The following is a 22,403-nucleotide window of genomic DNA, read 5'->3' as shown; positions in this document are numbered from 1 at the left end:
CGGGTGCCCTCTGTCTGCCTGGTGATTTCAGTGTACGGCAATACGCCTCGGGCGGATAGCGCTCAGTCAGCAATACGCAGTTTTCCGGCGAAATCCTGTTGTGTATAACCCGTTGTTTTAAATCCCTTATCCGTAATGACGTAATCGATCTCTTTGAGAGTCGCGATACACATCACGCCGTCCTGACCAAATTTAGTATGGTCAGCGAGAATCACGGATTTTTTACTCATCGCAATCATCGCTTTGGCAACGTATGCCTCGTCAAAGCTCTTCACGAGTACACCATGCTGCGGCGAAATGCCACCCGCACCGATAAAGCAAATATCAGCGTGAATCGCATTAATCTGCTGGCACACAGAGACGCCCAGATTGGCGCGGAAATGGTAATCGTATTCACCGCCTAAGACATAGACTCGCGCCTGGAGATTATGCTCTTTTATTTTATCGGCAATTAAGGCGGAATTGGTAATAACGGAAAACGCGAGAGGGGGTAAGTGTTCGGCAAGAATAAGATTCGTGGTACAGGAATCAATAAATAGCGTATCGCGCTCGCTGACCATTCCCGCCGCCACTTTGCCAATCGCCATTTTTTCTTCGCGATGGGCATCAATTCTCGCGCCAAATGCATCTTCCTGAACAACCTGTTTTTTGACCGCGCCACCGTGAATTTTGGTGATTTGACCTTCAGACTCCAGCAAAGAGAGATCGCGGCGAATGGTTTCCGAGGTCACGTTCAGCGTTTCTGATAATTTAATAACGGTCACTTCACCGAACTTGTTTAATTCATCAAGAATATGCTTTCTTCTTTTAATCGGGTTCATTATTTTCCGCCAGGGTCGAACTTTGCCGCATGGTAACTGGATGCGCAGAGCAACGCAACCACTCCAGCGCGCAGACGATACCCTCATCATCATTGGTGGTGGTTACATACCGCGCCTGATGTTTCACGCTATCTGGCGCGTTGCCCATTGCGATGCCGAACCCGGCAACGGCGAACATGCTGATGTCATTCTGTTGATCGCCAATGGCGGCAATCTCAGTGGTTGGCAGATTTAATTGGCGGGCGATTTCATTTAGCGCATAGCCTTTATTTATTTCGCTACGTTGAATATCAATATAATTCCCACCGGTGATTGTCGCCTTATAGTCATTGGGTAACTGACGACTTATTTCCCGACAGAGATCGTCGATCCTGGCGTGTTCTGCGACCAGCGTAATTTTAAATATATCGCGACGATTAAAGATATTCCCTGGTGCGGCGCTAATAAGCGGTAACGCAAATAAACTGGCCTCATAGGATGTCCACGGGGCGATAAGGCGATCGTCGCGGTGATAAATCGCCTGGGCAGTAAAAAAATGGTGAGGATAACGGGACAGCGAAATATGGCGGTCAATCTCTCTGAGATCCATCCGGGTAAGGGCCGCAGAATGCAGAATGCGCTGCGACGCCAGCTCAAGGATCTGTCCACCGTTGAAGCCTGCGCACCAGTCAAACAGTGTCTCAACCTGCTGCTGTTGTAACAGGCGCGCCATTGAGGAGACCGGTCTGGCGGAACAGGCGGCCAGCAGACCGCTGCGCTGACGAAAGTCAACCAGCGCCTGACGTGTGCGTGGCGTGATAGTTTTCTGCGACGTCAGCAATGTTCCATCCAGATCGGTAACCAGTAGCATTATTGTTCTCTGTCGTTAGGCATGAGCGATAAACGGGGTCACGGCCTCTTTGGCGGCATTGCAGACCATATTGTCGATTGCCGTACCGACGACCAGGATATTAACCCCGGTGTCCTTAAACGCTTTGGCATTGGCGAGGTTAATGCCTCCTTCCGCCAGCGTCGGGACGTCCACCGCGCCAACCAGCGCCCGAAGACGGTCTTTAATCATCTGCGGGATATCGCCTGCCGCCACGCCTTCATAGCTCATGCCGGTCATCAGGCCGATCATATCGACGCCAATCTCCTGCATACGTTTCGCTACGCTGGCGACCTCTTCCGGGGTGCGTGCCGGAATACCGAAGGTATGCAAATCATCCGGATGACCAATGTAGGCATCCACGGTCAGGCCATACTGATGGGCGAGGTTGACGATGTCCTGCAGGTCGTCCCAGTCTGATTTATGGGTATGTAAACCGTCAGCTCCGGCGCGGGCAATCTCCAGAATCTCTGTTTCGCTGAGCGGGACGGGCAGCGTTTCGGTAAACCCGCCCGCAATGCCCACGGTGATGAAGATGTCGTCCGGGACCACATTACGCACGCCGTGCACAGCTTCTGCCATCTGACCGTTGGTGATTTCGTGGCGGATTTGCTCCGCCGCGTGCATGTTACTCACCCCTTTGTGTCCGCGCGCCAGCGCCAGCGCAGGATGGTTCGGCTCGAGCAGTTTCACGCCTGCCTCACAGACCGCTTTTGCCAGGCGCGCATCGTCGCCGGTGATCCCCGTGCTGAGGATGGTTTGCCCGCCGTGCAGCGCGATGGCATCTTTCACTTTCTGTAACGCTTTGGCGCGTTTTTTATTCATATCGCCTTTAAACATGGTGTACCTCTGGTGTTGGTGCATTTATTAACGGGCAGACGCCACAGATTCACTCTGTACGACAGCCTTAAAACGGTTCGCAATGATGGTGGTGATACAGGTCATTGCCATGACAGTGACCATCACAATCGCCATCTGTAATGCGTTGCTGGATAAGAACGGTGAGGCGAACGCCGGGACGTAGGCCACCCCTTTGACGTTAAAGAAGCCGAGCATCATGCCGCCCATTCCGGCCCAAAAGATGGCGGAACCAAAGACGATTTTGTTGGCGAACATGAAGGGGTAGGCGGATTCCACAAACGTTCCGAAGCCCAGGTTGATAAGCAGGCCTGGTGTGGCGACGGCCGCTTCGCTTTTTTCGCGTGGTGCGATGACGTTAGCCAGGTTGATGCCGGCAGCAACCATCACCAGACCCACCATATCCACAGCGCCGAGGAAGCTGACGCCGGATTTCTCCATCTCCAGCAGCACCAGCGGTAGAATGACCGCGTGATAGACACCACCCAGAATCGCGGGCCAGATCACCAGACCGGCCAGCAGCCCGGCAAGAATCGGACTGAATGCCAGCGTGCTTTCGATAGCCAGCTTGATGTAGTTACCGGCGGAGAGCGCCAGGGGACTCAGCAGATAATGCATGATCAGGCCAGCAGCCAGACCCGAAATCCCGCCAGCAACGATGTTGACGGTGGTCATCGGGAAACGCCAGTTCAGGCACAGCTCAAACAACCAGCGCACAAAAATCCCGGCCATCAGACCGCCGATAATCCCCCCGATCAGGCCGCCTTCAACGGAAAGCACCCCGGCGACGACCCCGGCCACAATGGAGACTTCATCGAGTTCGGAGATCTGTTTTGCCGCCAGCACGGCAACCAGCACCGGCAGACCCTTCAGCAGGATTTCAAAGATATCGTTGAGTTTTTCCAGTCCGGGGATGTGGCTCAGGGCGAGTACGATCGCCATCGCGATAAAGCCTGGCAGCGCCGGGATCATGATGCTGCGGATGTTAAAGCGCTTAAGCAGACTCTTTCCGGAACCGCCTTGTGCAGGCGACGCGCTGCCCAACTGGGGTTTGTATTTGATACCCCAGTATTTACACAGCGAGGCGACGAAAGAGACCGCGCGAGTGCGGCTGGTGGTCCCCGTGGTGCCTGAGGTGGCGACCACATTGGCGCCCTTTGCGGCGACCAGCGCCATCGAGGTGCCGCCGGTGCCGACAATCGGGGTTTTCATTTCTACGGCGGCATCAAAAACGGCCTGGTTAGCTTTTACCGGATCGGCGCTCATCACTACGATACCGTCGATCTCACCGCTGCGGATCATCCCGGCTATCTGGCGATCGCTCTCAACGACGGAGGCATTCACCTCGGAGAGTTTGCCCTGGAAGATACGTTGTGGTTTTGTGTTGTTTTCTGTGGTTAAGGCATAGACGGCTGCTGGGGTGTCAGGTTTGGCGACATCCATCGACGCCTCTGCTGCAATGAACTGCACGGCAGCGACGGTGACACCCGCGGCTTCACACTGCTGATAAATCTCCTGGAGTAACTTCTCTGGCTCAGCGCCACCCAGGTTGTAGAGGTTGCCTCCACTGCTTCCAATAATCGCAATTTTTTTCATAGCGGCCTCAAAGAAAAGATAGGGTAGGGGGTTATCTGTGTTGTAGTGGAATCATATTCCCAAGCAAAACAAAATAAAGCAACATTAAAAGAACGAATCCAGCTCTCTATAAAATAATAAATTTATAATAATTAATTGAAAATAAAGGTATTAATTATATTTTTGTTTTGTGTTGATGTTTGTTGTTTTGTGATGAGGTTCAAACAAGGAAGGCAAGGAATGGGGGAAATCCCCCATTCGCAGGGGATCAATTTTCTTTGACAGCACTCTGCTGTTCATCAATCGGTTTACCGGACCAGTACCCCGCCAGCAGAGAGCCGGAAAGGTTGTGCCAGACCGAGAACAGTGCGCCGGGGAGGGCCGCGAGCGGGCCGAAGTAGATTTTACCCAGCGCGGCGGCGAGACCGGAGTTTTGCATTCCCACCTCGATCGCCAGCGTGCGGCAGGTTGACTCGTCAAAGCCAAACAAGCGCCCGCCCCAGTAACCGCCGAGCAGGCCGATGGTGTTGTGCAGGATCACCGCGATAATCACCACGAAGCCGACGGACGCGATATGCGCGGCGGAACCGGCAACCACTGCGCTGATGATCGCCAGAATGCAGACCATCGAAAAGGCGGGCAGGTAAGGTTCAACTGCCTTCACGACGCGCGGGAACAGATGATGGATCACCAGGCCCAGCGCAATTGGGATCACCACAATTTGCAGGATGCTGAGCAGCATCCCCATCACATCCACCTGAATGTGCGCATCGACATACAGACGCGTCAGCAGTGGTGTGGCGACCACGCCCACCAGAGTGGAGACGGAAGAGATCGTTACCGAGAGTGCGACATCGCCTTTCGCCAGATAGATCATGACGTTAGATGCCGTGCCGCTGGCGACGCTTCCGACCAGCACCATCCCGGCGGAGAGTTCCGGCGGCATGTTAAATGCCATCGCCAGTACCCAGGCCGCCAGCGGCATCACCAGATAGTGCAGGAAAATTCCCGCCGCAACCGGTGCCGGGCGTGAGAGCACACGTTTAAAATCATCCACTTTCAGGTGGACGCCCATGCCGAACATAATCAGCATCAACAATGTCGTCACCCACGGGCCGACAGGCGTAAAGGTGGATGGCGTGTAATACGCAATAGCAGAGAGCAGCAGCGCCCATAACGGGAACAGCCTGGTGAGAGTGGCGAGCATGTTGTTTTCCTTGCACGTATGTTGTGTTTGCTTGTTATTAACGGGTTGGGATCGAGCCCAACCATCATTATTGTGTATCGTGTGAAGAGGTATTATTCAAACAAATTATGCTTATGTTCTGACTTTGAGATTTTCCCAGCTCAGACCAAACCGAGCCAGGTACTTACGCAGACGGTCGGCATCGTTGGGATTGGCTTTCTTTTGTCGTGAGACGGCGAAGAGTTCACGTCCGGCTTCGGACAACGATGCGCTGCGACGACAGACCTCAAGCACGGTTTCCAGTTGGCGGCGGTCAAAGAGGTCGAGTTCCATCTCCAGTTCCGGTTGCGACGGCGCCTCTCCCCAGCTCTCCTGCAAAAGCGCAATCTCTTCGTCGACAAGGGCCTGCGTGATACGTCCTTGCTCGGCCAGCGTCGCCATTCGCGCGACGGAGGAACTCAGTTCGCGGAAATTGCCGCGCCACTGCGCCTGAGGTGAACAGGCAAACGCCAGATAGCGTTCACGCGCCTCCTTATCAAAACGAATCTGATTCTGTCGGCTGCGGGAGAAGCGTTGCAGCTCATACTCCACGTTAGGGGCGATGTCTTCACGCCGCTGTGCAAGGCCGGGCAGGGCAAAGCGCCACATGTTTATCCGTGCGTAGAGATCTTCGCGAAAACGCCCTTCGGCGACCCACTGCGGCATATCGCGATGGGTTCCGGCTATCAACTGGAAATCGCTGTACACCTCTTTATCTGAGCCAAACGGGAAGAAGGTTTTCTCCTCGATCGCTTTCAGTAGCATGGCCTGTTCATCCAGCCCCAGTTCCGCGATCTCATCCAGAAACAGCACCCCGCCGTCGGCTTCACGTAACAGTCCCGTTCGTGACGACAGTGCGCCCGTAAACGCACCTTTCACATGACCAAACAGCGTCGACATGGCGTTATCGCCGCGCAGCGTCGCGCAGTTCACTGCCACCAGTTTTCCACCCACCAGATGCCGTGACTGACGAAGCTGAAAAATCCGTTTTGCGAGGAAGGATTTCCCCGCACCGGTGGGGCCAGTGAGCAGGATAGGATCGCCAGAGCGCAAGGCAACGCGCTCAATACGGTCAATCAGTTTATTGAACGTGGCATTGCGCGTCTCGATACCGCCTTTGAGGAAGGAGATCGATTGTTGCTGCTCACGCTGAAAGCGACTGGTGAGTGTGGCATAGCGGCTTAGATCAAGATCGATCACCGAGCAGGTGCCAACGGCAACATCCTCCTGCGGAGCGCCCTTCGGTGCGGGTCCGGTTTGCAGAAGGCTGGCGGGCAGATAGCGGGCTTCCGTCAGCAGGAACCAGCAAATTTGCGCCACATGAGTGCCGGTAGTGATGTGCACCAGATACTCTTCATTCTCGGTATCGAAAGTGTAATGAGTAGCAAAGTCGAGGAACGCGGCGTAGACCTCTTCGAAATCCCAGGGATCGGTAATGGGGATGGCATGTGGACGAACCTCAGTATGTGGAGAGAGCAGGCTAATATCTTCCGCTAACTGCTGACACATCCCGGCATCGCGTGGCTGGTGGATAAGCTCCAGCCGATCGATCGGGAAATCCGGCTGTTGGCACAGTCCGACCGTGGGCCGCCATTTCTTTAACCGGTTTGCCCGTTTGCCGCGTTTATCCAGCACCGTGCCCAGTACACCAATCACCACCCGTCGCTTTTTCATGCTTATCCCAAAAGATAAAGTTCGATAGGTAAGGATAAAAAACAGGCGAGACGTCTGCAATCATCATTTTTGATGGTGAAGATTAATTCCTTACTAATCAATTAACTAAAAAATAATTTCGTTTTTTTTTCGTTCTGGCACGCTTCTGGCAATAACCCTCTCGTCAACACGTTGAAAACGCAGGGGGTTAAACCCCGCCGGCACATCAGGAACGGCTGAGGCTGTATTCCGGAGGTGTTCCGTCAACCGATGACACCTGAACAATGGGTTCGATTCCCGATTCATTCTCCCAATGAAACTGGTTGTTAATCAAAGAAATAAAAACGGGCACTGCGCAGTTAACAGGCCCCAAAACAGGTCGCCGGTCACGATGCCGCGCCGCAGGCAAAAGGGAATTCCCCTGTGGCCTCGCCTCCGCACCCGCACCTGACTTGATAAGGAAAAAAGAAAAATGACGAAGAAAATCACGATCCGTAAAGGGCAATTAGGTCTGTTAGCCAAAAACGGCGACTACTATCAGGTTCTGGAGGCGGGTGAACACCGTCTGCCGTGGTTCAACACGCCAGAGGTGCTGGTGGTTAATCTGGACGGCAGCGAAGTGCCGGAAGCGCTGGCGAATTATTTACGCCGCTTTCAGCCAGACTGGGTATCACGTTATGCCCTGGCCGTTGATCTTAACGACAGCGAAGCGGGCGCGTTATACATGAATGAGGTGTTGCAGGAGATCCTGCCTCCGTCAACGCGCCGTTTGTACTGGCGGGCCGACGAGGCGTTGAAACTGGTACGGATGGATACGCGTCAGGTTCAGGTGCCTGCTGAGGTCATGAATGCGGTTCTGCAACCGCGACGTAGCGGCGCGGTAAAAGGTCGTGAAGCGATGCTTACCGTACAGGTTCCTGCCTGGCACGCCGGAGTGTTGAAAATTGATGGCGAGACGCAGGCACTGCTGCCGCCGGGTCTGACGGCGTACTGGAAAGTGAATCATCTGGTTGACGCCGAAGTGGTGGATACCCGTTTGCAGGTGCTGGAAGTAGGCGGTCAGGAAATTTTGACCAAAGATAAGGTCAATCTGCGCCTGAACCTCGCGGCGAACTGGCGTTACCGCGATGTGTTGCAGGCGTTTGCACAGCTCACTAAACCGCTCGATCATCTGTACCGCGAACTGCAGTTCGCGCTGCGTGAGGCCGTCGGGACGCGCACGCTCGATGAGTTGCTGGAAGATAAACAGGTAATTGATGAGGTGGTCAGCGCGCAGGTGAAAGACCGGATGGCGCCATATGGTATCGACGTGGCGTCGCTGGGTGTGAAGGATATTGTGTTGCCGGGGGATATGAAAACGATTCTGTCCCGTCTGGTTGAAGCGGAAAAATCGGCCCAGGCCAATGTGATCCGCCGTCGTGAAGAAACGGCAGCGACGCGCTCGTTGTTGAATACGGCGAAAGTGATGGAAAACAACCCGGTGGCTTTGCGTTTAAAAGAGCTGGAAACCCTCGAAAGAGTGGCAGAGCGTATCGATAAAATCTCGGTATTCGGTGGCCTGGACCAGGTTCTGCACGGCTTAGTGAACATTAAAGGATAAGAAACATGGCACATCACGACTATGCGCTGTTGACGTCGCAGAACGCGGCGCCGGTGAAAATGTGGACGCACGGCGTCCCGGTGGAACCCGAGGCACGCCAGCAACTGCTGAACACGGCGAAGATGCCATTTATTTTTAAACACCTGGCGGTCATGCCGGATGTGCATCTGGGGAAAGGGTCAACGATTGGCAGCGTGATCCCGACCAAAGGAGCGATTATTCCGGCAGCAGTGGGGGTGGACATCGGCTGTGGGATGATTGCGGTACGTACCTCGCTGCTGGCTGGCGATCTGCCGGATAACCTCAGCGGGTTGCGGAGCGCGATTGAGCAGGCCGTTCCCCACGGGCGAACCAATACGCGATCCCGTCGCGATAAAGGGGCGTGGGACACGCCGCCAGAGGAGGTGAGTACTCACTGGGGGACATTGGCACCGCGCTTTACGCGCCTGACTGACAAGTATCCCTCGCTGCTGAAAACCAATAACTATAAGCATCTCGGAACGTTGGGAACCGGTAATCACTTCATTGAAGTGTGTCTGGATGAGCAGCAGCGCGTCTGGGTGATGTTGCACAGTGGTTCGCGTGGTGTGGGGAATGCCATCGGCAACGTCTTTATCACGCTGGCGCAGCAGGATATGCAACAACATATCGCGAATTTGCCTGACCGAAACCTGGCGTATTTCCAGGAAGGGAGTCGGCACTACAACGACTACATTGAAGCGGTGGAATGGGCGCAGGATTTTGCCCGACAAAACCGGGAGGTCATGATGTCCCGCGTGCTGGCCGCGCTGTCGCGTAGCGTGAGTAAACCGTTTATCACGCAACAAGAAGCAGTGAATTGCCACCATAACTACGTGCAAAAAGAGCGTCATTTTGGTGAAGAGGTGCTGGTAACGCGTAAAGGTGCCGTTTCCGCACAAAAAGGCCAGATGGGGATCATCCCCGGATCGATGGGGGCGAAAAGTTTCATTGTGCGCGGGTTGGGAAATGAAGAGAGCTTTTGTTCATGCAGTCATGGTGCGGGAAGAACCATGAGCCGAACGGCGGCTAAAAAACGCTTTACCGTAGCGGATCAGATCCGCGCGACGGCCCACGTTGAATGCCGTAAAGACAGCGAGGTGATTGATGAAATTCCGCTGGCCTACAAAGACATTGATGCCGTGATGGCGGCGCAGTCTTCGCTGGTAGAAATTGTGCATACGCTACGACAGGTGGTGTGTGTAAAAGGATAAAAGAAGATGACCAAAAATGCAGTGAGTGCCGCAATGTGCGAACGGGTCATGCGGCAGCTCAAAGAGATAGAAACCCGCTACGGCGTCAGGGTGCTGTATGCCTGCGAATCGGGGAGTCGTGGCTGGGGATTTGCCTCGACGGATAGCGATTACGATGTGCGGTTTTTGTATGTTCATCCGCCGGAGTGGTATTTGCGGGTTGATGCGCCGCGTGACGTCATCGAGCTGCCAATCGACGATGAGCTGGATGTGTGCGGCTGGGAGTGGCGTAAAGCGCTGGGTCTGCTGAAGGGCGCTAACCCAACGCTGATCGAGTGGCTGGATTCCCCGGTGGTTTATCAGCAGGATGATGCTACGGTCAGTGCGCTTAAAGCGATGATACCGCAGTGGTTTTCTCCGCTTCGTGCGCGCTGGCACTACTACTCGATGGCGCGAAAAAACTTTCGCGGCTACTTGCAGGGGGAAACGGTGCGTCTGAAAAAGTACTTCTACGTCCTGCGTCCGCTGTTGGCGGTGCGTTGGGTTGAAGCAGGAAAAGGCGTTCCGCCCATGCGGTTTGCCGAACTGCTGGCGGGAAGCGATCTGGATGCGCCGTTACGTCAGGAAATAGATGAACTGCTGGTGCGCAAACAGCGGGCTGGGGAGGCGGAGTATGGTCCGCGTCGTCCGCTTCTGCATGCGTTTATCCACGCCGAACTGGCGCGAGGCGAAATCCCGCCAACGTTACCGGATAGCCGCGAAGGCGACGTGAAGGCACTGGATCGACTGCTTTACGAGACGGTGATGTCATGACTGTGTTGCCCGATGATGCTCACGCTTATCGGGCCGACACCGGCTGGCCTCCAGGCCGGATAAGGCGTTTCATCGCCATCCGGCATTCAGGCCTGTCTCACTCAAACAAATTATGGTGCAGTTTCTGTACCACCTGTTCTGCTTCGGTGCCAGGCACCAGGAAACAGAGGTTATGGCTGGAAGCGCCATAGCAAATCATGCGGATATTGAACGGTTCCAGTACGCCGAACACCTCTTTGCCGACACCGCAGGCTTTCGACAGATCGTTACCAATCAACGCGACCAGCGCGAGACCTTCTTCCACTTCCACCCGACACAAGGCCGACAGTTCCATTAGCAGCGACTGCGTCAGCAGCGTATCGCCGGTGGAGGTGGAACCGGTGGTGTCCAGCGTCAGCGCCACGCTCACTTCAGAGGTGGTGATCAAATCTACGGAGATATTATGGCGCGCCAGAATGCCGAACACTTCAGCCAGGAAACCGCGCGAGTGCAGCATATTCAGGCTGTGCAGGGTCAGCAGCGTCTGCTTACGACGCAGCGCCAGCGCGCGGAACAGCGGTGGATTCTGCGTTTTGTTACAAACCAGCGTGCCGCCCGCTTTCGGATCTTTACTGGAGCCAACGAAGACCGGGATATCGCTGCGCACCGCCGGCAGCAGGGTAGCCGGATGCAGCACTTTCGCGCCGAAGGTGGCCATTTCCGCCGCCTCTTCAAAGGCGATTTCATCGATACGCTGGGCGGCAGGCACCACGCGAGGATCGGTGGTATAGATGCCCGGAACATCCGTCCAGATATCGACACGCGCCGCATGTAGCGCTTCGGCCAACAGGGCGGCTGTGTAGTCGCTGCCGCCGCGTCCGAGTGTGGTGGTACGCCCTTTGCCTTCGCTGCCGATGAACCCTTGCGTGATCACCAGCCCTTCGCTCAGACGCGGGGCCAGTTGCAATGTTGCCAGCTCCGCCAGCGCCGCTACGTCAGGTTCGGCACGGCCAAAGCGATCGTTGGTTCGCATCACTTTACGCACATCAAACCACTGCGCCTGCACATTACGCTCACGCAGGATCTCAACAAACAGCAGGGTGGACATCAGTTCGCCGTGGCTGACCAGTTCATCCGTCAGTGCCGGGGAGGTGGCTAATGAGGCCGCTTCCGCCAGCGTGGTGATATTTTCCAGCAGGCGTTCAATCTCTTCACGAATGACGTTGGGATAACGCAGACGCTCCAGGATATCGAACTGAATTTTTCGGATGGCGTCGAGCTTCTCAAAGCGAGCCTGTGGTTCCAGTCCTTCTGCCAGCGCCACCAGCAGATTGGTGATGCCAGCAGAAGCTGAGAGCACCACTACGCGCACGTTTGCATCGGAAAGCACCACGTCGGCGCTGCGGTTCATGGCATCAAAATCAGCGACGCTGGTACCGCCAAATTTGGAAACAACGATTTCTGTCATAACAACCTCGTGTCAGGGAGTGAGAAAGCGACCTGGGCACAAAGGCAGAACAGAAACCGGTGCAGGCGCAAATACCGTATTTATAAATAAAATGTGCAGACGACACTGTCAACGCCGGGATTATGCGGATTTTTCATGCTGGCAAGTGGCTGAGTAACCGTACTTATAACAACGCTGTTTTTTCACTGTATTTGACCGAAGCCAGGGCAACGGCACTAAAACAATCACACTTTTCTGTGACTGGCGTTACAATCGATCTCAGTCACAATTCTCAAATCAGAAGAGTATTGCTAATGAAAAACATCAATCCAACGCAGACCTCTGCCTGGCAGGCACTACAAAAACACTTTGACGACATGAAGGACGTTACCCTCGCGGATTTGTTCGCGAAGGATAACGATCGCTTCAGCAAATTCTCCGCAACGTTTGACGATCTGATGCTGGTGGATTACTCCAAAAACCGCATCACCGAAGAGACGCTGGCGAAACTGCAGGATCTGGCGAAAGAGACCGATCTGGCGGGCGCCATCAAGTCCATGTTCTCCGGCGAGAAAATCAACCGTACGGAAGATCGTGCCGTGTTGCATGTGGCGTTGCGTAACCGTAGCAATACCCCGATTATGGTTGACGGCAAAGATGTGATGCCGGAAGTCAACGCGGTGCTGGAGAAGATGAAATCTTTCTCCGAAGCCATTATTTCGGGTCAGTGGAAAGGTTATACCGGTAAAGCGATCACCGACGTGGTCAACATCGGTATTGGCGGCTCCGACCTCGGCCCGTTCATGGTGACCGAAGCGCTGCGCCCATACAAAAATCACCTGAATATGCACTTTGTTTCTAACGTCGACGGTACCCATATCGCCGAAGTGCTGAAGAAAGTGAATCCGGAAACTACCCTGTTCCTCGTGGCGTCCAAGACCTTCACCACGCAGGAAACCATGACCAACGCCCACAGCGCGCGTGACTGGTTCCTGAAAACCGCCGGTGATGAAAAACACGTTGCGAAACACTTCGCTGCACTGTCTACCAATGCGAAAGCGGTTGGTGAGTTCGGTATTGATACCGCCAACATGTTCGAGTTCTGGGACTGGGTGGGCGGTCGTTATTCTCTGTGGTCAGCGATTGGTCTGTCGATCATCCTGTCTGTCGGCTACGACAACTTTGTGCAACTGCTGTCCGGCGCGCATGCGATGGATAAGCACTTCTCGACCACGCCTCTGGAGAGCAACCTGCCGGTGCTGCTGGCGCTGATCGGCATCTGGTACAACAATTTCTTCGGTGCTGAAACCGAAGCCATCCTGCCGTACGACCAGTATATGCACCGTTTCGCGGCCTACTTCCAGCAGGGCAATATGGAGTCCAACGGGAAATATGTTGACCGTAACGGCAACCCGGTGGATTACCAGACGGGTCCGATCATCTGGGGTGAGCCGGGAACCAACGGTCAGCACGCGTTCTACCAGTTGATTCATCAGGGAACCAAAATGGTGCCTTGTGACTTTATCGCCCCGGCGATTACCCATAACCCGCTGTCCGATCACCATCCGAAGCTGCTGTCTAACTTCTTCGCCCAGACTGAAGCGCTGGCGTTCGGGAAATCCCGCGAAGTGGTGGAGCAGGAATACCGTGACCAGGGTAAAGATCCGGCCACGCTGGAACACGTGGTACCGTTCAAAGTGTTTGAGGGCAACCGCCCGACTAACTCCATCCTGCTGCGTGAAATCACCCCGTTCAGCCTGGGGGCGCTGATCGCCCTGTATGAGCACAAAATCTTTACACAGGGCATCATCCTGAACATCTTTACCTTCGACCAGTGGGGCGTTGAGCTGGGTAAACAGCTGGCAAACCGTATTCTGCCGGAGCTGAAAGATGATAAGGCGATCGAAAGCCACGACAGCTCGACTAACGGATTGATTAACCGTTATAAAGCCTGGCGTTAATCTGCCAGCGTGCCGGATGGCGGCGAATGCCTTATCCGGCAAATTAATAATGAAATCAGCCGATATTATTATCGGCTTTTTTTATAAGATAATTCCGGTTGTCCGTGTTGTTCTCCACCGTTCTATATTGGGTATAATCCTAAAATAATAAATAACCGGAAAATAACGCCGTGTTATTTTAGGATAATACGGATCGTTCAGATGTCAGGTTTTAATGATAACTCGTTGTTTTTAATGTTTATTGTTATTTTAATTAAAGTAAATAATTCAACAAAAGTCCAATTATCCTAAAACCATTCCGCTATTTCCCCCTACCGTAATTCGCATGCTTTAGTTGTGTATACTCGATCCCGCCCGAAACGCTTTTGGGCAAATCTCCATTCATTCAATGAAGGGAAATTGTTATGAAAAAAGTTCTGTATGGCATTTTTGCCATATCTGCGCTTGCGGCGAGTTCTGTCTATGCAGCCCCCGTTCAGGTGGGTGAAGCAGCAGGTTCGGCAGCAACGTCGGTGTCGGCGGGTAGCTCCTCGGCATCCAGCGTGAGCACCGTAAGTTCGGCGGTGGGTGTCGCTCTGGCGGCAACCGGCGGCGGTGACGGTTCCAATACCGGGACCACCACCACAACCACCACCAGTACCCAGTAACACCGGTACGTTTAACTCTAACCACACTTCGGTGTGGTTATTTTGCCCCTCTGGAGAAGAGTCGTGAAGCGACCTGCGCTCATATTACTTTGCCTGCTGTTACAGGCCTGCTCAGCCACCACAAAGCAGCTGGGCAACTCACTGTGGGACAGTCTGTTTGGCACGCCCGGCGTCCAGCTAACGGACGATGATATCCAAAACATGCCCTACGCCAGCCAGTACATGCAGCTCAACGGCGGGCCGCAGCTGTTTGTGGTGCTCGCTTTCGCAGAGAACGGGCAGCAGAAATGGGTGACGCAGGATCAGGCCACTCTCGTGACCCAGCATGGTCGTCTGGTGAAAACGTTGCTTGGCGGCGACAACCTTATCGATGTGAATAACCTCGCAGATGACCCGCTGAGTAAACCGAATCAGATCGTCGACGGTGCCACCTGGACCCGCACGATGGGCTGGACGGAATACAAGCAGGTGCGCTATGCCACCGCGCGCTCCGTCTTTACATGGGATGGCAACGACACGGTAAAAGTCGGTAGCGAAGAGACGCCGGTTCGCGTGCTGGACGAAACTGTCACGACCGATCAAGCGCGCTGGCATAACCGTTACTGGATCGATAACGAAGGGCAAATTCGCCAGTCGGAGCAGTATCTGGGCGCGAACTTCTTCCCGGTGAAAACCACGCTGATTAAGGCGGCAAAATCATGATGAAACGGACTCTTGCAGCGCTGATCTTCAGTCTGAGCGCGTCATCTGTTTTTGCTGCGGGGACCGTTAAGGTCTTTAGCGCCGGTAGCACAGAGCCGAAAACGCTTACCGGCGCTGATCATCTTATCGATCTGGTGGGACAGCCCAGACTGGCGAACAGCTGGTGGCCTGGCGCGGTGATCGCTGAAGAGAAAGCGACCGTGAAAGCGCAGGGCCAACAGCAGGCGCTGCTGGCGCACCTGGCGGCGTTAAGCGCCAACGCAAGCGGGGACGATGCCGCCGCCATTAACGCGTTGCGCCAGCAAGTTCAGGCGCTGAAGGTGACGGGTCGACAGCTGGTGAATCTCGATCCGGACATCGTGCGGGTCAGCGAACGCGGCAATCCGCCGTTGCAGGGCAACTACACGCTGTGGGTCGGCGGGCAGCCGACGGACGTCACGCTCTTTGGCCTGATAAGCCGTCCCGGTAAGCAGCCGTTTATGCCCGGACGCGACGTCGTCAGCTATCTCGATGGACAAGACCGGCTCAGCGGCGCGGATCGCAGCTATGCGTGGCTTGTTTATCCCGATGGCCGAACGCAGAAGGTGCCGGTGGCGTACTGGAATAAGCGTCACGTTGAACCGATGCCTGGCAGCATCATTGTTGTCGGGCTGGATGATTCTCTCTGGAGCAGCGAACCGGAAGCGCTGAACGCTGACATTCTTCATACCCTGACGCAGCGGATACCTGAATAATGAAAAAAACATATCTGCTCAGCTTACTGGCGCTGGGCATCAGCGCAGCCTGCCATGCCGAAACGTATCCGGCGCCGATTGGACCCTCTCAGTCGGATTTTGGCGGCGTGGGATTATTACAGACCCCAACCGCGCGCATGGCGCGTGAAGGGGAGTTGAGCCTCAACTATCGTGATAACGATCAGTACCGTTACTACTCCGCCTCCGTACAGCTTTTCCCCTGGCTGGAAACCACGCTGCGCTACACCGATGTGCGGACCAAAAAGTACAGCAGCGTCGAATCGTTTTCCGGCGATCAAACCTACAAAGATAAAGCGTTCGATCTGAAGTTACGCCTGTGGGAAGAGAGCTACTGGATGCCGCAGGTGTCGGTCGGTGCGCGAGATATCGGCGGGACTGGCCTGTTTGATGCGGAATACCTCGTGGCGAACAAAGCCTGGGGACCGTTTGATTTCTCACTCGGCCTCGGCTGGGGATATCTGGGAACCAGCGGCAACGTCAGTAACCCGCTCTGTTCGTACAGCGATAAATATTGCTACCGCGATAACCGCTATAAACAAGCTGGCTCCATTGATGGCAGCCAGATGTTCCACGGCCCGGCATCGTTGTTTGGCGGCGTTGAGTACCAGACGCCGTGGCAGCCCCTGCGGCTGAAGCTGGAATATGAGGGCAATAACTACCAGCAGGATTTTGCGGGCAAGCTGGAACAGAAAAGCAAGTTTAACGTCGGCGCCATTTACCGCGTCACCGATTGGGCCGACGTTAACCTCAGCTATGAACGTGGTAACACCTTTATGTTTGGGGTAACGCTGCGGACTAATTTCAACGACTTACGCCCATCGTATAACGATAACGCGCGGCCGAAATACCAGCCGCAACCGCAGGACGCGATCCTGCAACACTCAGTGGTGGCGAATCAGTTGACGCTGCTGAAATACAACGCCGGACTGGCAGATCCGCAGATTCAGGTGAAAGGCGACACGCTGTACGTGACCGGCGAGCAGGTGAAATACCGCGACTCGCGTGAAGGTATTGAACGGGCGAATCGGATCGTGATGAACGATTTGCCAGAGGGGATCCGCACGATCCGCGTGACGGAAAACCGTCTCAACCTGCCGCAGGTCACCACCGAAACGGACGTCAGCAGCCTGAAACGCCATCTGGAAGGCGAACCGCTGGGACAGGAAACGCCGCTGGCGCAACAACGCCTTGAGCCGATAGTGCCGGAACGCACTGAGCAGGGCTGGTATATCGACAAGTCGCGCTTCGACTTCCACCTCGATCCGGTGCTGAACCAGTCCGTGGGCGGACCGGAAAACTTCTACATGTACCAGTTGGGTGTGATGGCGACGGCGGATCTGTGGGTGACCGATCACCTGCTGACCACCGGAAGCTTGTTTGGCAATCTCGCCAATAACTACGATAAATTCAACTACACCAATCCGCCGAACGATTCGAAGCTGCCGCGTGTGCGTACCCGCGTGCGTGAATATGTGCAGAACGACGTTTATGTGAACAACCTGCAAGCTAACTATTTCCAGTACTTGGGTAATGGTTTCTATGGTCAGGTCTACGGGGGTTATCTTGAAACCATGTATGGCGGGGCGGGGGCAGAAGTGCTGTACCGTCCGGTCGACAGCAACTGGGCGTTTGGTCTGGATGCAAACTACGTGAAACAGCGTGACTGGCGCAGCGCGCAGGACATGATGAAATTCACCGACTACAGCGTGAAGACCGGACACTTGACGGCCTACTGGACGCCGTCATTCGCCCAGGACGTGCTGGTGAAAGCAAGCATCGGTCAGTATCTGGCGGGGGATAAAGGCGGCACGCTGGATATCTCTAAACGCTTTGACAGCGGCGTGGTGGTGGGTGGTTACGCCACGCTTACCAACGTCTCGCCGGATGAGTATGGCGAAGGGGATTTCACCAAAGGCGTCTACGTGTCGATTCCGCTGGATCTCTTCTCTTCCGGCCCGACCCGCAGTCGTGCGGCCATCGGCTGGACGCCGCTGACGCGTGATGGGGGTCAGCAGCTCGGACGTAAATTCCAGCTCTATGACATGACCAGCGATAAAAGTGTGAATTTCCGCTGAGTTAACGTGGTTTTATCCAGCCGGAAGACGGCGTAATAATCTGGCTGGATTACCTGCATATACGCCTTTTTCGGTGATTGATTTGGTCACCACGCTACCCGCACCGATAACTACGCCATCGCAGATACTGACCGCCAGTATTGTCGCGCCGCTACCAATGGAGACATCGTCACCAAGAGTAATTCGTCCCCAACTGCTGCGGTCGGCATTGGGTTTTCCTTCCCGAAACATATCGTTAGCGAACATGACGCCGTGGCCGATAAAGCAGCGGGAACCGATGGTGACATATTCGCAAATGAAGGTATGCGACTGGATTTTTGTCTCTGCGCCAATCTGCGTATTTCCCTGAATTTCGACAAAGGGGCCGACAAAAACGTTGTCACCAAGCCGGCAGTCGTACAGATTGGCGGGTTCATAAATCACTACATTTTCACCACAGGTGACATTGCGGAGGGTGGACTGATGAGTCGTTGCCATTTTGGGTCTCTCAGAGCGGTTTTCCCATAACGTGAAGCGTAGTGGTCTGCGACGTGGTGGAAAAAAAAGTGTCTTTCACAAAGGTCATTCCCTGTTGTTCATAGAACTGACGTGCCCGGGGGTTATCCGCCAGTACCTCCAGCCAGATCCGTGTTTCCCCTTGCGCTTTGGCCTGACGGACCACTTCGGCAAAAAGCTGTTCACCGTACTGTTTGCCAGTTTCGCCCGGCAGAAGGTAGATCTTATGCAGCAATGTCCCCGGCGGGTCTTGTGGCTCAAGGGCCTGATGTAACGAATACTTCGCAAAACCAATCGGGACGTCAGTAAAAGCGATCAACCAGAAGGTGCCCGCTTCTGCGAGACTTCTGGCGATGGCGGGCAGAGAATATTCCTGCTCAAGATACGCCGCCAGTTCGTCATCGTTTTTCCACAGATGGGCAAAATGATGACGATAGCTGGTATATCCCATTGTGCTCAACAGGCTGGCATCGTCGCGTATTGCCATTTGAAACCGAAGCATTTCGCCTTCCTTTCAGAATGTTAGGGTTGAATGGATTGTCACACCCTTTTCTGATTGCACAAAACATAAACAAAAAATATAGATCTCCGTCACATTTTTGCGTTATACAGGAACCTCACCACTGAGAAAGAGGTGCTGTTATGACGTCACTATCTCGTCCGCGCGTGGAGTTTATCTCTACGATCCTACAGACCGTGTTGAACCTTGGGCTGTTGAGTCTGGGCCTGATCCTGGTCGTATTCCTCGGCAAAGAGACACTGCATCTGGCTGATGTGCTTTTCGCGCCTGAGCAAGCCAGCAAGTATGAGCTGGTGGAAGGGCTGGTTGTCTACTTTCTCTATTTCGAATTTATCGCGCTGATTGTGAAGTACTTTCAGTCAGGCTTTCACTTTCCGCTGCGCTATTTCATCTATATCGGGATCACCGCGATTGTCCGGCTGATCATCGTCGATCACAAATCGCCAATGGACGTGTTGATCTATTCGGCGGCGATCCTGCTGCTGGTGATCACCCTCTGGATGTGTAATTCGAAACGCCTGAAGCGCGAGTAAAAAAAGGGCGCTCCGTGGAGCGCCGAATTACAGTCACAAGTTGGATAAAACAAGTTGAGGGTGCAGTGGCATTACAGGTACTTCGATGAAACTTAGCCTTTGACTCCGCCCGCCGTCAGGCCGTTGACCAGCCAGCGCTGCGCCAGCAGGAAGACCAGAGTGATTGGAATCGCGGACAGCACGGCGGCAGCGGCAAAATCGCCCCACAGATAGTTTTGTGGGTTGAGGTACTGCTGCATCCCGACCGCCAGGGTGTAGCTGTTCACATCACGTAGCAACAGTGAGGCAACCGGTACTTCGGTGATGGCGGCAATGAACGACAGAATAAAGACCACCGCCAGAATGGGCACCGACAGCGGCAGCAACACCAGACGGAACGCCTGCCACGGGGTTGCTCCATCCAGTGCGGCCGCTTCTTCCAGCGAGCCGTCGATGGTTTCGAAATAGCCTTTGATGGTCCACACATGCAGTGCGATACCGCCGAGATAGGCGAAGATCACCCCGCCGTGGGTGTTCAGACCGATAAACGGAATGTACTGACCGAGGCGATCGAACAACGCGTACAACGCGACCAGCGACAGCACCGCCGGGAACATCTGGAAAATCAGCATTCCTTTGAGCAGCGTGGCTTTGCCAGGGAAGCGCATACGGGCAAAAGCGTAGGCACAGGTAGTGGACAGCGCCACGATACCCATTGCGGTGATCCCGGCGATTTTCACCGAGTTCCACAGCCATAACAGTACCGGGAAGGGGGGCGGCGTGACGCGGCCATCAGCGTGTTCAACGCTAAAGCCCAGCGCCAGCCGCCAGTGCTCCCAGGAGATTTTTTCCGGGATCAGGCTCCCGGTCGCAAAGTTACCTTCACGCAGCGAGATGGCGATAACCATCAGCAGCGGGAACATGATCGCCGCGATAAATATCAGCAGCAGCAGGTGCGTGATAAAGAGGCGCAACTTTTGAGATTTCGGTTGGACCATAGCCATAATTTTTCTTCACTCCTTAATACCGCTCCAGGCTATTTCACTTGCCATTCTGAATGCTGGCAGCATCCAGACTGGCGGCGCCAATGACGCCTGGTGATGCTGATTAATCAAATTTCATGCGTGTGGCTTTCAGGTTCACAATCGCCAGGGCGCCGACCAGCAGGAAGATCAGCGTGGCGATTGCCGCCGCCAGACCAAAGTCCTGACCGCCGCCGCCTTCAAAGGCGATGCGATAGGTGTAGCTCACTAACAGGTCGGTATACCCGGCTGGCGTGGTCGTTCCGAGGCGATCCGGACCGCCGTTGGTTAACAGTTGAATCAGCACGAAGTTGTTAAAGTTAAAGGCGAAGCTGGCGATCATCAGCGGCGTCAGCGGCTTGATCAGCAGCGGGAGCGTAATCTTAAAGAAGTTCTGGAACGGGCCTGCGCCATCCATTGCCGAGGCTTCGTACAGGTCGTCCGGAATCGCTTTCAGCAAGCCCATGCACAGGATCATCATGTACGGATAACCGAGCCAGGTGTTGACGATAATAATCATCGAACGGGCAGTGGTCGGATCGCTGAACCACGCTGGTTTGATGCCAAACAGCGCGCTCAGCATCATGTTGATTTCACCAAAGCTCTGGTTGAACAGCCCTTTGAAAATCAGAATTGAGATAAACGACGGCACAGCGTACGGCAGGATCAGCAGGACGCGGTAAATGGCCTTACCTTTCAGCGATTCCCACTGCACCAGACACGCCAGCACCATCCCCACGGCGACGGTCAGAATCACGGTCAGCACTGAGAAAACCACCGTCCACACGAAGATGGCGAAGAATGGCTTCTGGATCCCTTCGTCCGTAAAGACGCGGGTAAAGTTATCCCAGCCGATGGTCACGGTGTAGCCTGGACTCAGCTTCTCATCACCCCAGTTGCCGTCCGCATTGATGGACTGGTAATAGCCGATGTCGTTATTGGGACGGTATTTCACGCCGCTCTGGTTGTTGGTCAACATGCCGTCATCAGCGAGGGTGTACAGCGGCTGAGTACCGGAGAACTGGCGCAGCGAGCTCATGATCACTTTACTGCCATCGGGCATCACGGCGGTAATCTGATTCAGCGCCTGGCGATTCTGGGTGATGATGCGCAGCGTTGCGCGTTCACCGGTCGGCAGGGCGTCTGTCTCTTTCAGTGCCAGCTTTTGCTCGCCACCAAATTTAAAAGCGTCGGAGAGGTAATTCTTTCCGGTTTCGCCGTCGGTGAGAGCCAGTTGCCACTCTTCACCGGCAGGATATAGCCCGAAGTTAAAGGATTTACCCGCCTGATAAGAGCGGTCCATCAGCACCTCTTGGGCGCGTTCGAAAGTGAGCTGGTTGGTGCTGCTGTAGTTGGTAAAGGCAATGGCGATGGTGCAAATCAGCGGAAACAGGACAAACAGTCCCATACCTGCCATGCCAGGGTAAACGTAGCGCCAGGCGTAGGTCTTACGGTTGGCAAAAATGTACAGGCCAGCAGAGCTTAAAATCAGCGTCATGATGGCGAACAGGTACTCCCCCTGTGCATACATTAAAACAACAAGGTAACCCACCAGCAGGCCCAGCAGACCTATCACTGACCATTTCAGCGTGTCGCTTTGCCACCAATGTTTCTTTTTAATGACATCCATGGGGATCTTCCTCTACAACGGTGAAATCTTGTCG

The 22,403-nt window shown here is 54.6% G+C and carries 20 protein-coding genes; 9 read left to right on the top strand and 11 right to left on the bottom strand.

What is annotated here, in order from left to right; translation table 11 throughout:
* Positions 1-62: 62 nt before the first annotated feature.
* The 6 genes from AOY24_RS12645 to rtcR all read right to left on the bottom strand — a co-directional run bounded on the left by AOY24_RS12645 (position 63) and on the right by rtcR (position 7,021).
* Positions 63-821 carry a DeoR/GlpR family DNA-binding transcription regulator gene (locus tag AOY24_RS12645; RefSeq protein ID WP_044328549.1) on the bottom strand — a complete coding sequence of 253 codons (759 nt, stop codon included), beginning with the start codon at positions 819-821 and terminating at the stop codon, positions 63-65.
* Positions 808-1,671, bottom strand: a complete 864-nt coding sequence (locus AOY24_RS12640) for a Cof-type HAD-IIB family hydrolase (RefSeq protein ID WP_054176732.1) — start codon at positions 1,669-1,671, stop codon at positions 808-810. Before AOY24_RS12640 ends, AOY24_RS12645 begins: the two co-directional genes overlap by 14 nt.
* A gap of 15 nt (positions 1,672-1,686) precedes the next feature.
* Entirely contained in the window at positions 1,687-2,529 is an 843-nt protein-coding gene (locus AOY24_RS12635; RefSeq protein ID WP_044253395.1) for a histidine biosynthesis protein, read from the bottom strand.
* Between the two features lie 27 nt (positions 2,530-2,556).
* Positions 2,557-4,143, bottom strand: a complete 1,587-nt coding sequence (locus AOY24_RS12630; protein ID WP_042999012.1) for a PTS sugar transporter — start codon at positions 4,141-4,143, stop codon at positions 2,557-2,559.
* 247 nt (positions 4,144-4,390) lie between these two features.
* Complete coding sequence (gene panS / locus AOY24_RS12625) at positions 4,391-5,329, bottom strand: ketopantoate/pantoate/pantothenate transporter PanS (RefSeq protein ID WP_044265250.1); 939 nt, start codon at positions 5,327-5,329, stop codon at positions 4,391-4,393.
* A 111-nt stretch (positions 5,330-5,440) separates the two neighbouring features.
* Complete coding sequence (rtcR, locus tag AOY24_RS12620; protein ID WP_054176731.1) at positions 5,441-7,021, bottom strand: RNA repair transcriptional activator RtcR; 1,581 nt, start codon at positions 7,019-7,021, stop codon at positions 5,441-5,443.
* 451 nt (positions 7,022-7,472) lie between these two features.
* Between rtcR and AOY24_RS12615 the strand changes: the two genes are divergently transcribed.
* From AOY24_RS12615 to AOY24_RS12605, 3 genes are read left to right on the top strand one after another with little or no spacing between them, the layout of a single operon-like run.
* Positions 7,473-8,600, top strand: coding sequence for a slipin family protein (locus AOY24_RS12615; protein ID WP_054176730.1), 1,128 nt, complete (start codon positions 7,473-7,475; stop codon positions 8,598-8,600).
* A 5-nt stretch (positions 8,601-8,605) separates the two neighbouring features.
* Positions 8,606-9,832, top strand: coding sequence for an RtcB family protein (locus AOY24_RS12610; protein WP_042999016.1), 1,227 nt, complete (start codon positions 8,606-8,608; stop codon positions 9,830-9,832).
* Between the two features lie 6 nt (positions 9,833-9,838).
* Positions 9,839-10,624 carry a nucleotidyltransferase domain-containing protein gene (locus AOY24_RS12605; protein WP_042999017.1) on the top strand — a complete coding sequence of 262 codons (786 nt, stop codon included), beginning with the start codon at positions 9,839-9,841 and terminating at the stop codon, positions 10,622-10,624.
* A 97-nt stretch (positions 10,625-10,721) separates the two neighbouring features.
* Here the strand turns inward: AOY24_RS12605 and lysC are convergent, their stop codons facing one another.
* The gene (gene lysC / locus AOY24_RS12600; RefSeq protein WP_044326841.1) at positions 10,722-12,071 is read right to left on the bottom strand and encodes a lysine-sensitive aspartokinase 3; all 1,350 of its coding nucleotides are present in this window, start codon (positions 12,069-12,071) and stop codon (positions 10,722-10,724) included.
* Positions 12,072-12,364: 293 nt separating this feature from the next.
* Between lysC and pgi the strand changes: the two genes are divergently transcribed.
* The 5 genes from pgi to AOY24_RS12575 all read left to right on the top strand — a co-directional run bounded on the left by pgi (position 12,365) and on the right by AOY24_RS12575 (position 18,190).
* Positions 12,365-14,011: a glucose-6-phosphate isomerase gene (pgi, locus tag AOY24_RS12595; RefSeq protein WP_042999019.1), complete on the top strand. Its 1,647-nt coding sequence runs from the start codon at positions 12,365-12,367 to the stop codon at positions 14,009-14,011.
* A gap of 404 nt (positions 14,012-14,415) precedes the next feature.
* Complete coding sequence (yjbE, locus tag AOY24_RS12590; protein ID WP_042321038.1) at positions 14,416-14,658, top strand: exopolysaccharide production protein YjbE; 243 nt, start codon at positions 14,416-14,418, stop codon at positions 14,656-14,658.
* 63 nt (positions 14,659-14,721) lie between these two features.
* On the top strand, positions 14,722-15,360 hold the full coding sequence (locus AOY24_RS12585) for a YjbF family lipoprotein (RefSeq protein ID WP_042999020.1): 639 nt from the start codon (positions 14,722-14,724) through the stop codon (positions 15,358-15,360).
* Positions 15,357-16,094, top strand: a complete 738-nt coding sequence (locus tag AOY24_RS12580) for a capsule biosynthesis GfcC D2 domain-containing protein (protein ID WP_044264146.1) — start codon at positions 15,357-15,359, stop codon at positions 16,092-16,094. Before AOY24_RS12585 ends, AOY24_RS12580 begins: the two co-directional genes overlap by 4 nt.
* The gene (locus AOY24_RS12575; RefSeq protein ID WP_044253375.1) at positions 16,094-18,190 is read left to right on the top strand and encodes a YjbH domain-containing protein; all 2,097 of its coding nucleotides are present in this window, start codon (positions 16,094-16,096) and stop codon (positions 18,188-18,190) included. Before AOY24_RS12580 ends, AOY24_RS12575 begins: the two co-directional genes overlap by 1 nt.
* Positions 18,191-18,202: 12 nt before the next feature.
* Here AOY24_RS12575 and AOY24_RS12570 read toward each other — a convergent pair whose 3' ends face one another.
* Positions 18,203-18,667, bottom strand: coding sequence for an acyltransferase (locus AOY24_RS12570; protein WP_044264141.1), 465 nt, complete (start codon positions 18,665-18,667; stop codon positions 18,203-18,205).
* A 10-nt stretch (positions 18,668-18,677) separates the two neighbouring features.
* The gene (locus AOY24_RS12565) at positions 18,678-19,187 is read right to left on the bottom strand and encodes a GNAT family N-acetyltransferase (protein WP_054176729.1); all 510 of its coding nucleotides are present in this window, start codon (positions 19,185-19,187) and stop codon (positions 18,678-18,680) included.
* 140 nt (positions 19,188-19,327) lie between these two features.
* On the opposite strand from AOY24_RS12565, the gene psiE reads away from it, so the two are divergent.
* Entirely contained in the window at positions 19,328-19,738 is a 411-nt protein-coding gene (gene psiE / locus AOY24_RS12560; RefSeq protein WP_042999025.1) for a phosphate-starvation-inducible protein PsiE, read from the top strand.
* Positions 19,739-19,830: 92 nt separating this feature from the next.
* Here the strand turns inward: psiE and malG are convergent, their stop codons facing one another.
* Positions 19,831-20,721: a maltose ABC transporter permease MalG gene (gene malG, locus AOY24_RS12555; RefSeq protein WP_044253369.1), complete on the bottom strand. Its 891-nt coding sequence runs from the start codon at positions 20,719-20,721 to the stop codon at positions 19,831-19,833.
* A 103-nt stretch (positions 20,722-20,824) separates the two neighbouring features.
* Positions 20,825-22,369, bottom strand: coding sequence for a maltose ABC transporter permease MalF (gene malF / locus AOY24_RS12550; protein WP_044253367.1), 1,545 nt, complete (start codon positions 22,367-22,369; stop codon positions 20,825-20,827).
* Positions 22,370-22,403 lie beyond the last annotated feature (34 nt).

It is taken from the genome of Citrobacter sp. CtB7.12 (genome assembly GCF_001297795.1).
In the GTDB taxonomy this organism is placed as follows: domain Bacteria; phylum Pseudomonadota; class Gammaproteobacteria; order Enterobacterales; family Enterobacteriaceae; genus Citrobacter_A; species Citrobacter_A amalonaticus.
Note: the sequence above shows the minus strand (reverse complement) of the source record. Positions and strands in the feature narration are given on the sequence as shown.

What these genes read in the sequence shown, in the direction of transcription:
- AOY24_RS12645 (WP_044328549.1), bottom strand. Translation starts at nt 821, where the DNA reads ATGAACCCGATTAAAAGAAGAAAGCATATTCTTGATGAATTAAACAAG.
- AOY24_RS12640 (WP_054176732.1), bottom strand. Translation starts at nt 1,671, where the DNA reads ATGCTACTGGTTACCGATCTGGATGGAACATTGCTGACGTCGCAGAAA.
- AOY24_RS12635 (WP_044253395.1), bottom strand. Translation starts at nt 2,529, where the DNA reads ATGTTTAAAGGCGATATGAATAAAAAACGCGCCAAAGCGTTACAGAAA.
- AOY24_RS12630 (WP_042999012.1), bottom strand. Translation starts at nt 4,143, where the DNA reads ATGAAAAAAATTGCGATTATTGGAAGCAGTGGAGGCAACCTCTACAAC.
- panS (WP_044265250.1), bottom strand. Translation starts at nt 5,329, where the DNA reads ATGCTCGCCACTCTCACCAGGCTGTTCCCGTTATGGGCGCTGCTGCTC.
- rtcR (WP_054176731.1), bottom strand. Translation starts at nt 7,021, where the DNA reads ATGAAAAAGCGACGGGTGGTGATTGGTGTACTGGGCACGGTGCTGGAT.
- AOY24_RS12615 (WP_054176730.1), top strand. Translation starts at nt 7,473, where the DNA reads ATGACGAAGAAAATCACGATCCGTAAAGGGCAATTAGGTCTGTTAGCC.
- AOY24_RS12610 (WP_042999016.1), top strand. Translation starts at nt 8,606, where the DNA reads ATGGCACATCACGACTATGCGCTGTTGACGTCGCAGAACGCGGCGCCG.
- AOY24_RS12605 (WP_042999017.1), top strand. Translation starts at nt 9,839, where the DNA reads ATGACCAAAAATGCAGTGAGTGCCGCAATGTGCGAACGGGTCATGCGG.
- lysC (WP_044326841.1), bottom strand. Translation starts at nt 12,071, where the DNA reads ATGACAGAAATCGTTGTTTCCAAATTTGGCGGTACCAGCGTCGCTGAT.
- pgi (WP_042999019.1), top strand. Translation starts at nt 12,365, where the DNA reads ATGAAAAACATCAATCCAACGCAGACCTCTGCCTGGCAGGCACTACAA.
- yjbE (WP_042321038.1), top strand. Translation starts at nt 14,416, where the DNA reads ATGAAAAAAGTTCTGTATGGCATTTTTGCCATATCTGCGCTTGCGGCG.
- AOY24_RS12580 (WP_044264146.1), top strand. Translation starts at nt 15,357, where the DNA reads ATGATGAAACGGACTCTTGCAGCGCTGATCTTCAGTCTGAGCGCGTCA.
- AOY24_RS12575 (WP_044253375.1), top strand. Translation starts at nt 16,094, where the DNA reads ATGAAAAAAACATATCTGCTCAGCTTACTGGCGCTGGGCATCAGCGCA.
- AOY24_RS12570 (WP_044264141.1), bottom strand. Translation starts at nt 18,667, where the DNA reads ATGGCAACGACTCATCAGTCCACCCTCCGCAATGTCACCTGTGGTGAA.
- AOY24_RS12565 (WP_054176729.1), bottom strand. Translation starts at nt 19,187, where the DNA reads ATGCTTCGGTTTCAAATGGCAATACGCGACGATGCCAGCCTGTTGAGC.
- psiE (WP_042999025.1), top strand. Translation starts at nt 19,328, where the DNA reads ATGACGTCACTATCTCGTCCGCGCGTGGAGTTTATCTCTACGATCCTA.
- malG (WP_044253369.1), bottom strand. Translation starts at nt 20,721, where the DNA reads ATGGCTATGGTCCAACCGAAATCTCAAAAGTTGCGCCTCTTTATCACG.
- malF (WP_044253367.1), bottom strand. Translation starts at nt 22,369, where the DNA reads ATGGATGTCATTAAAAAGAAACATTGGTGGCAAAGCGACACGCTGAAA.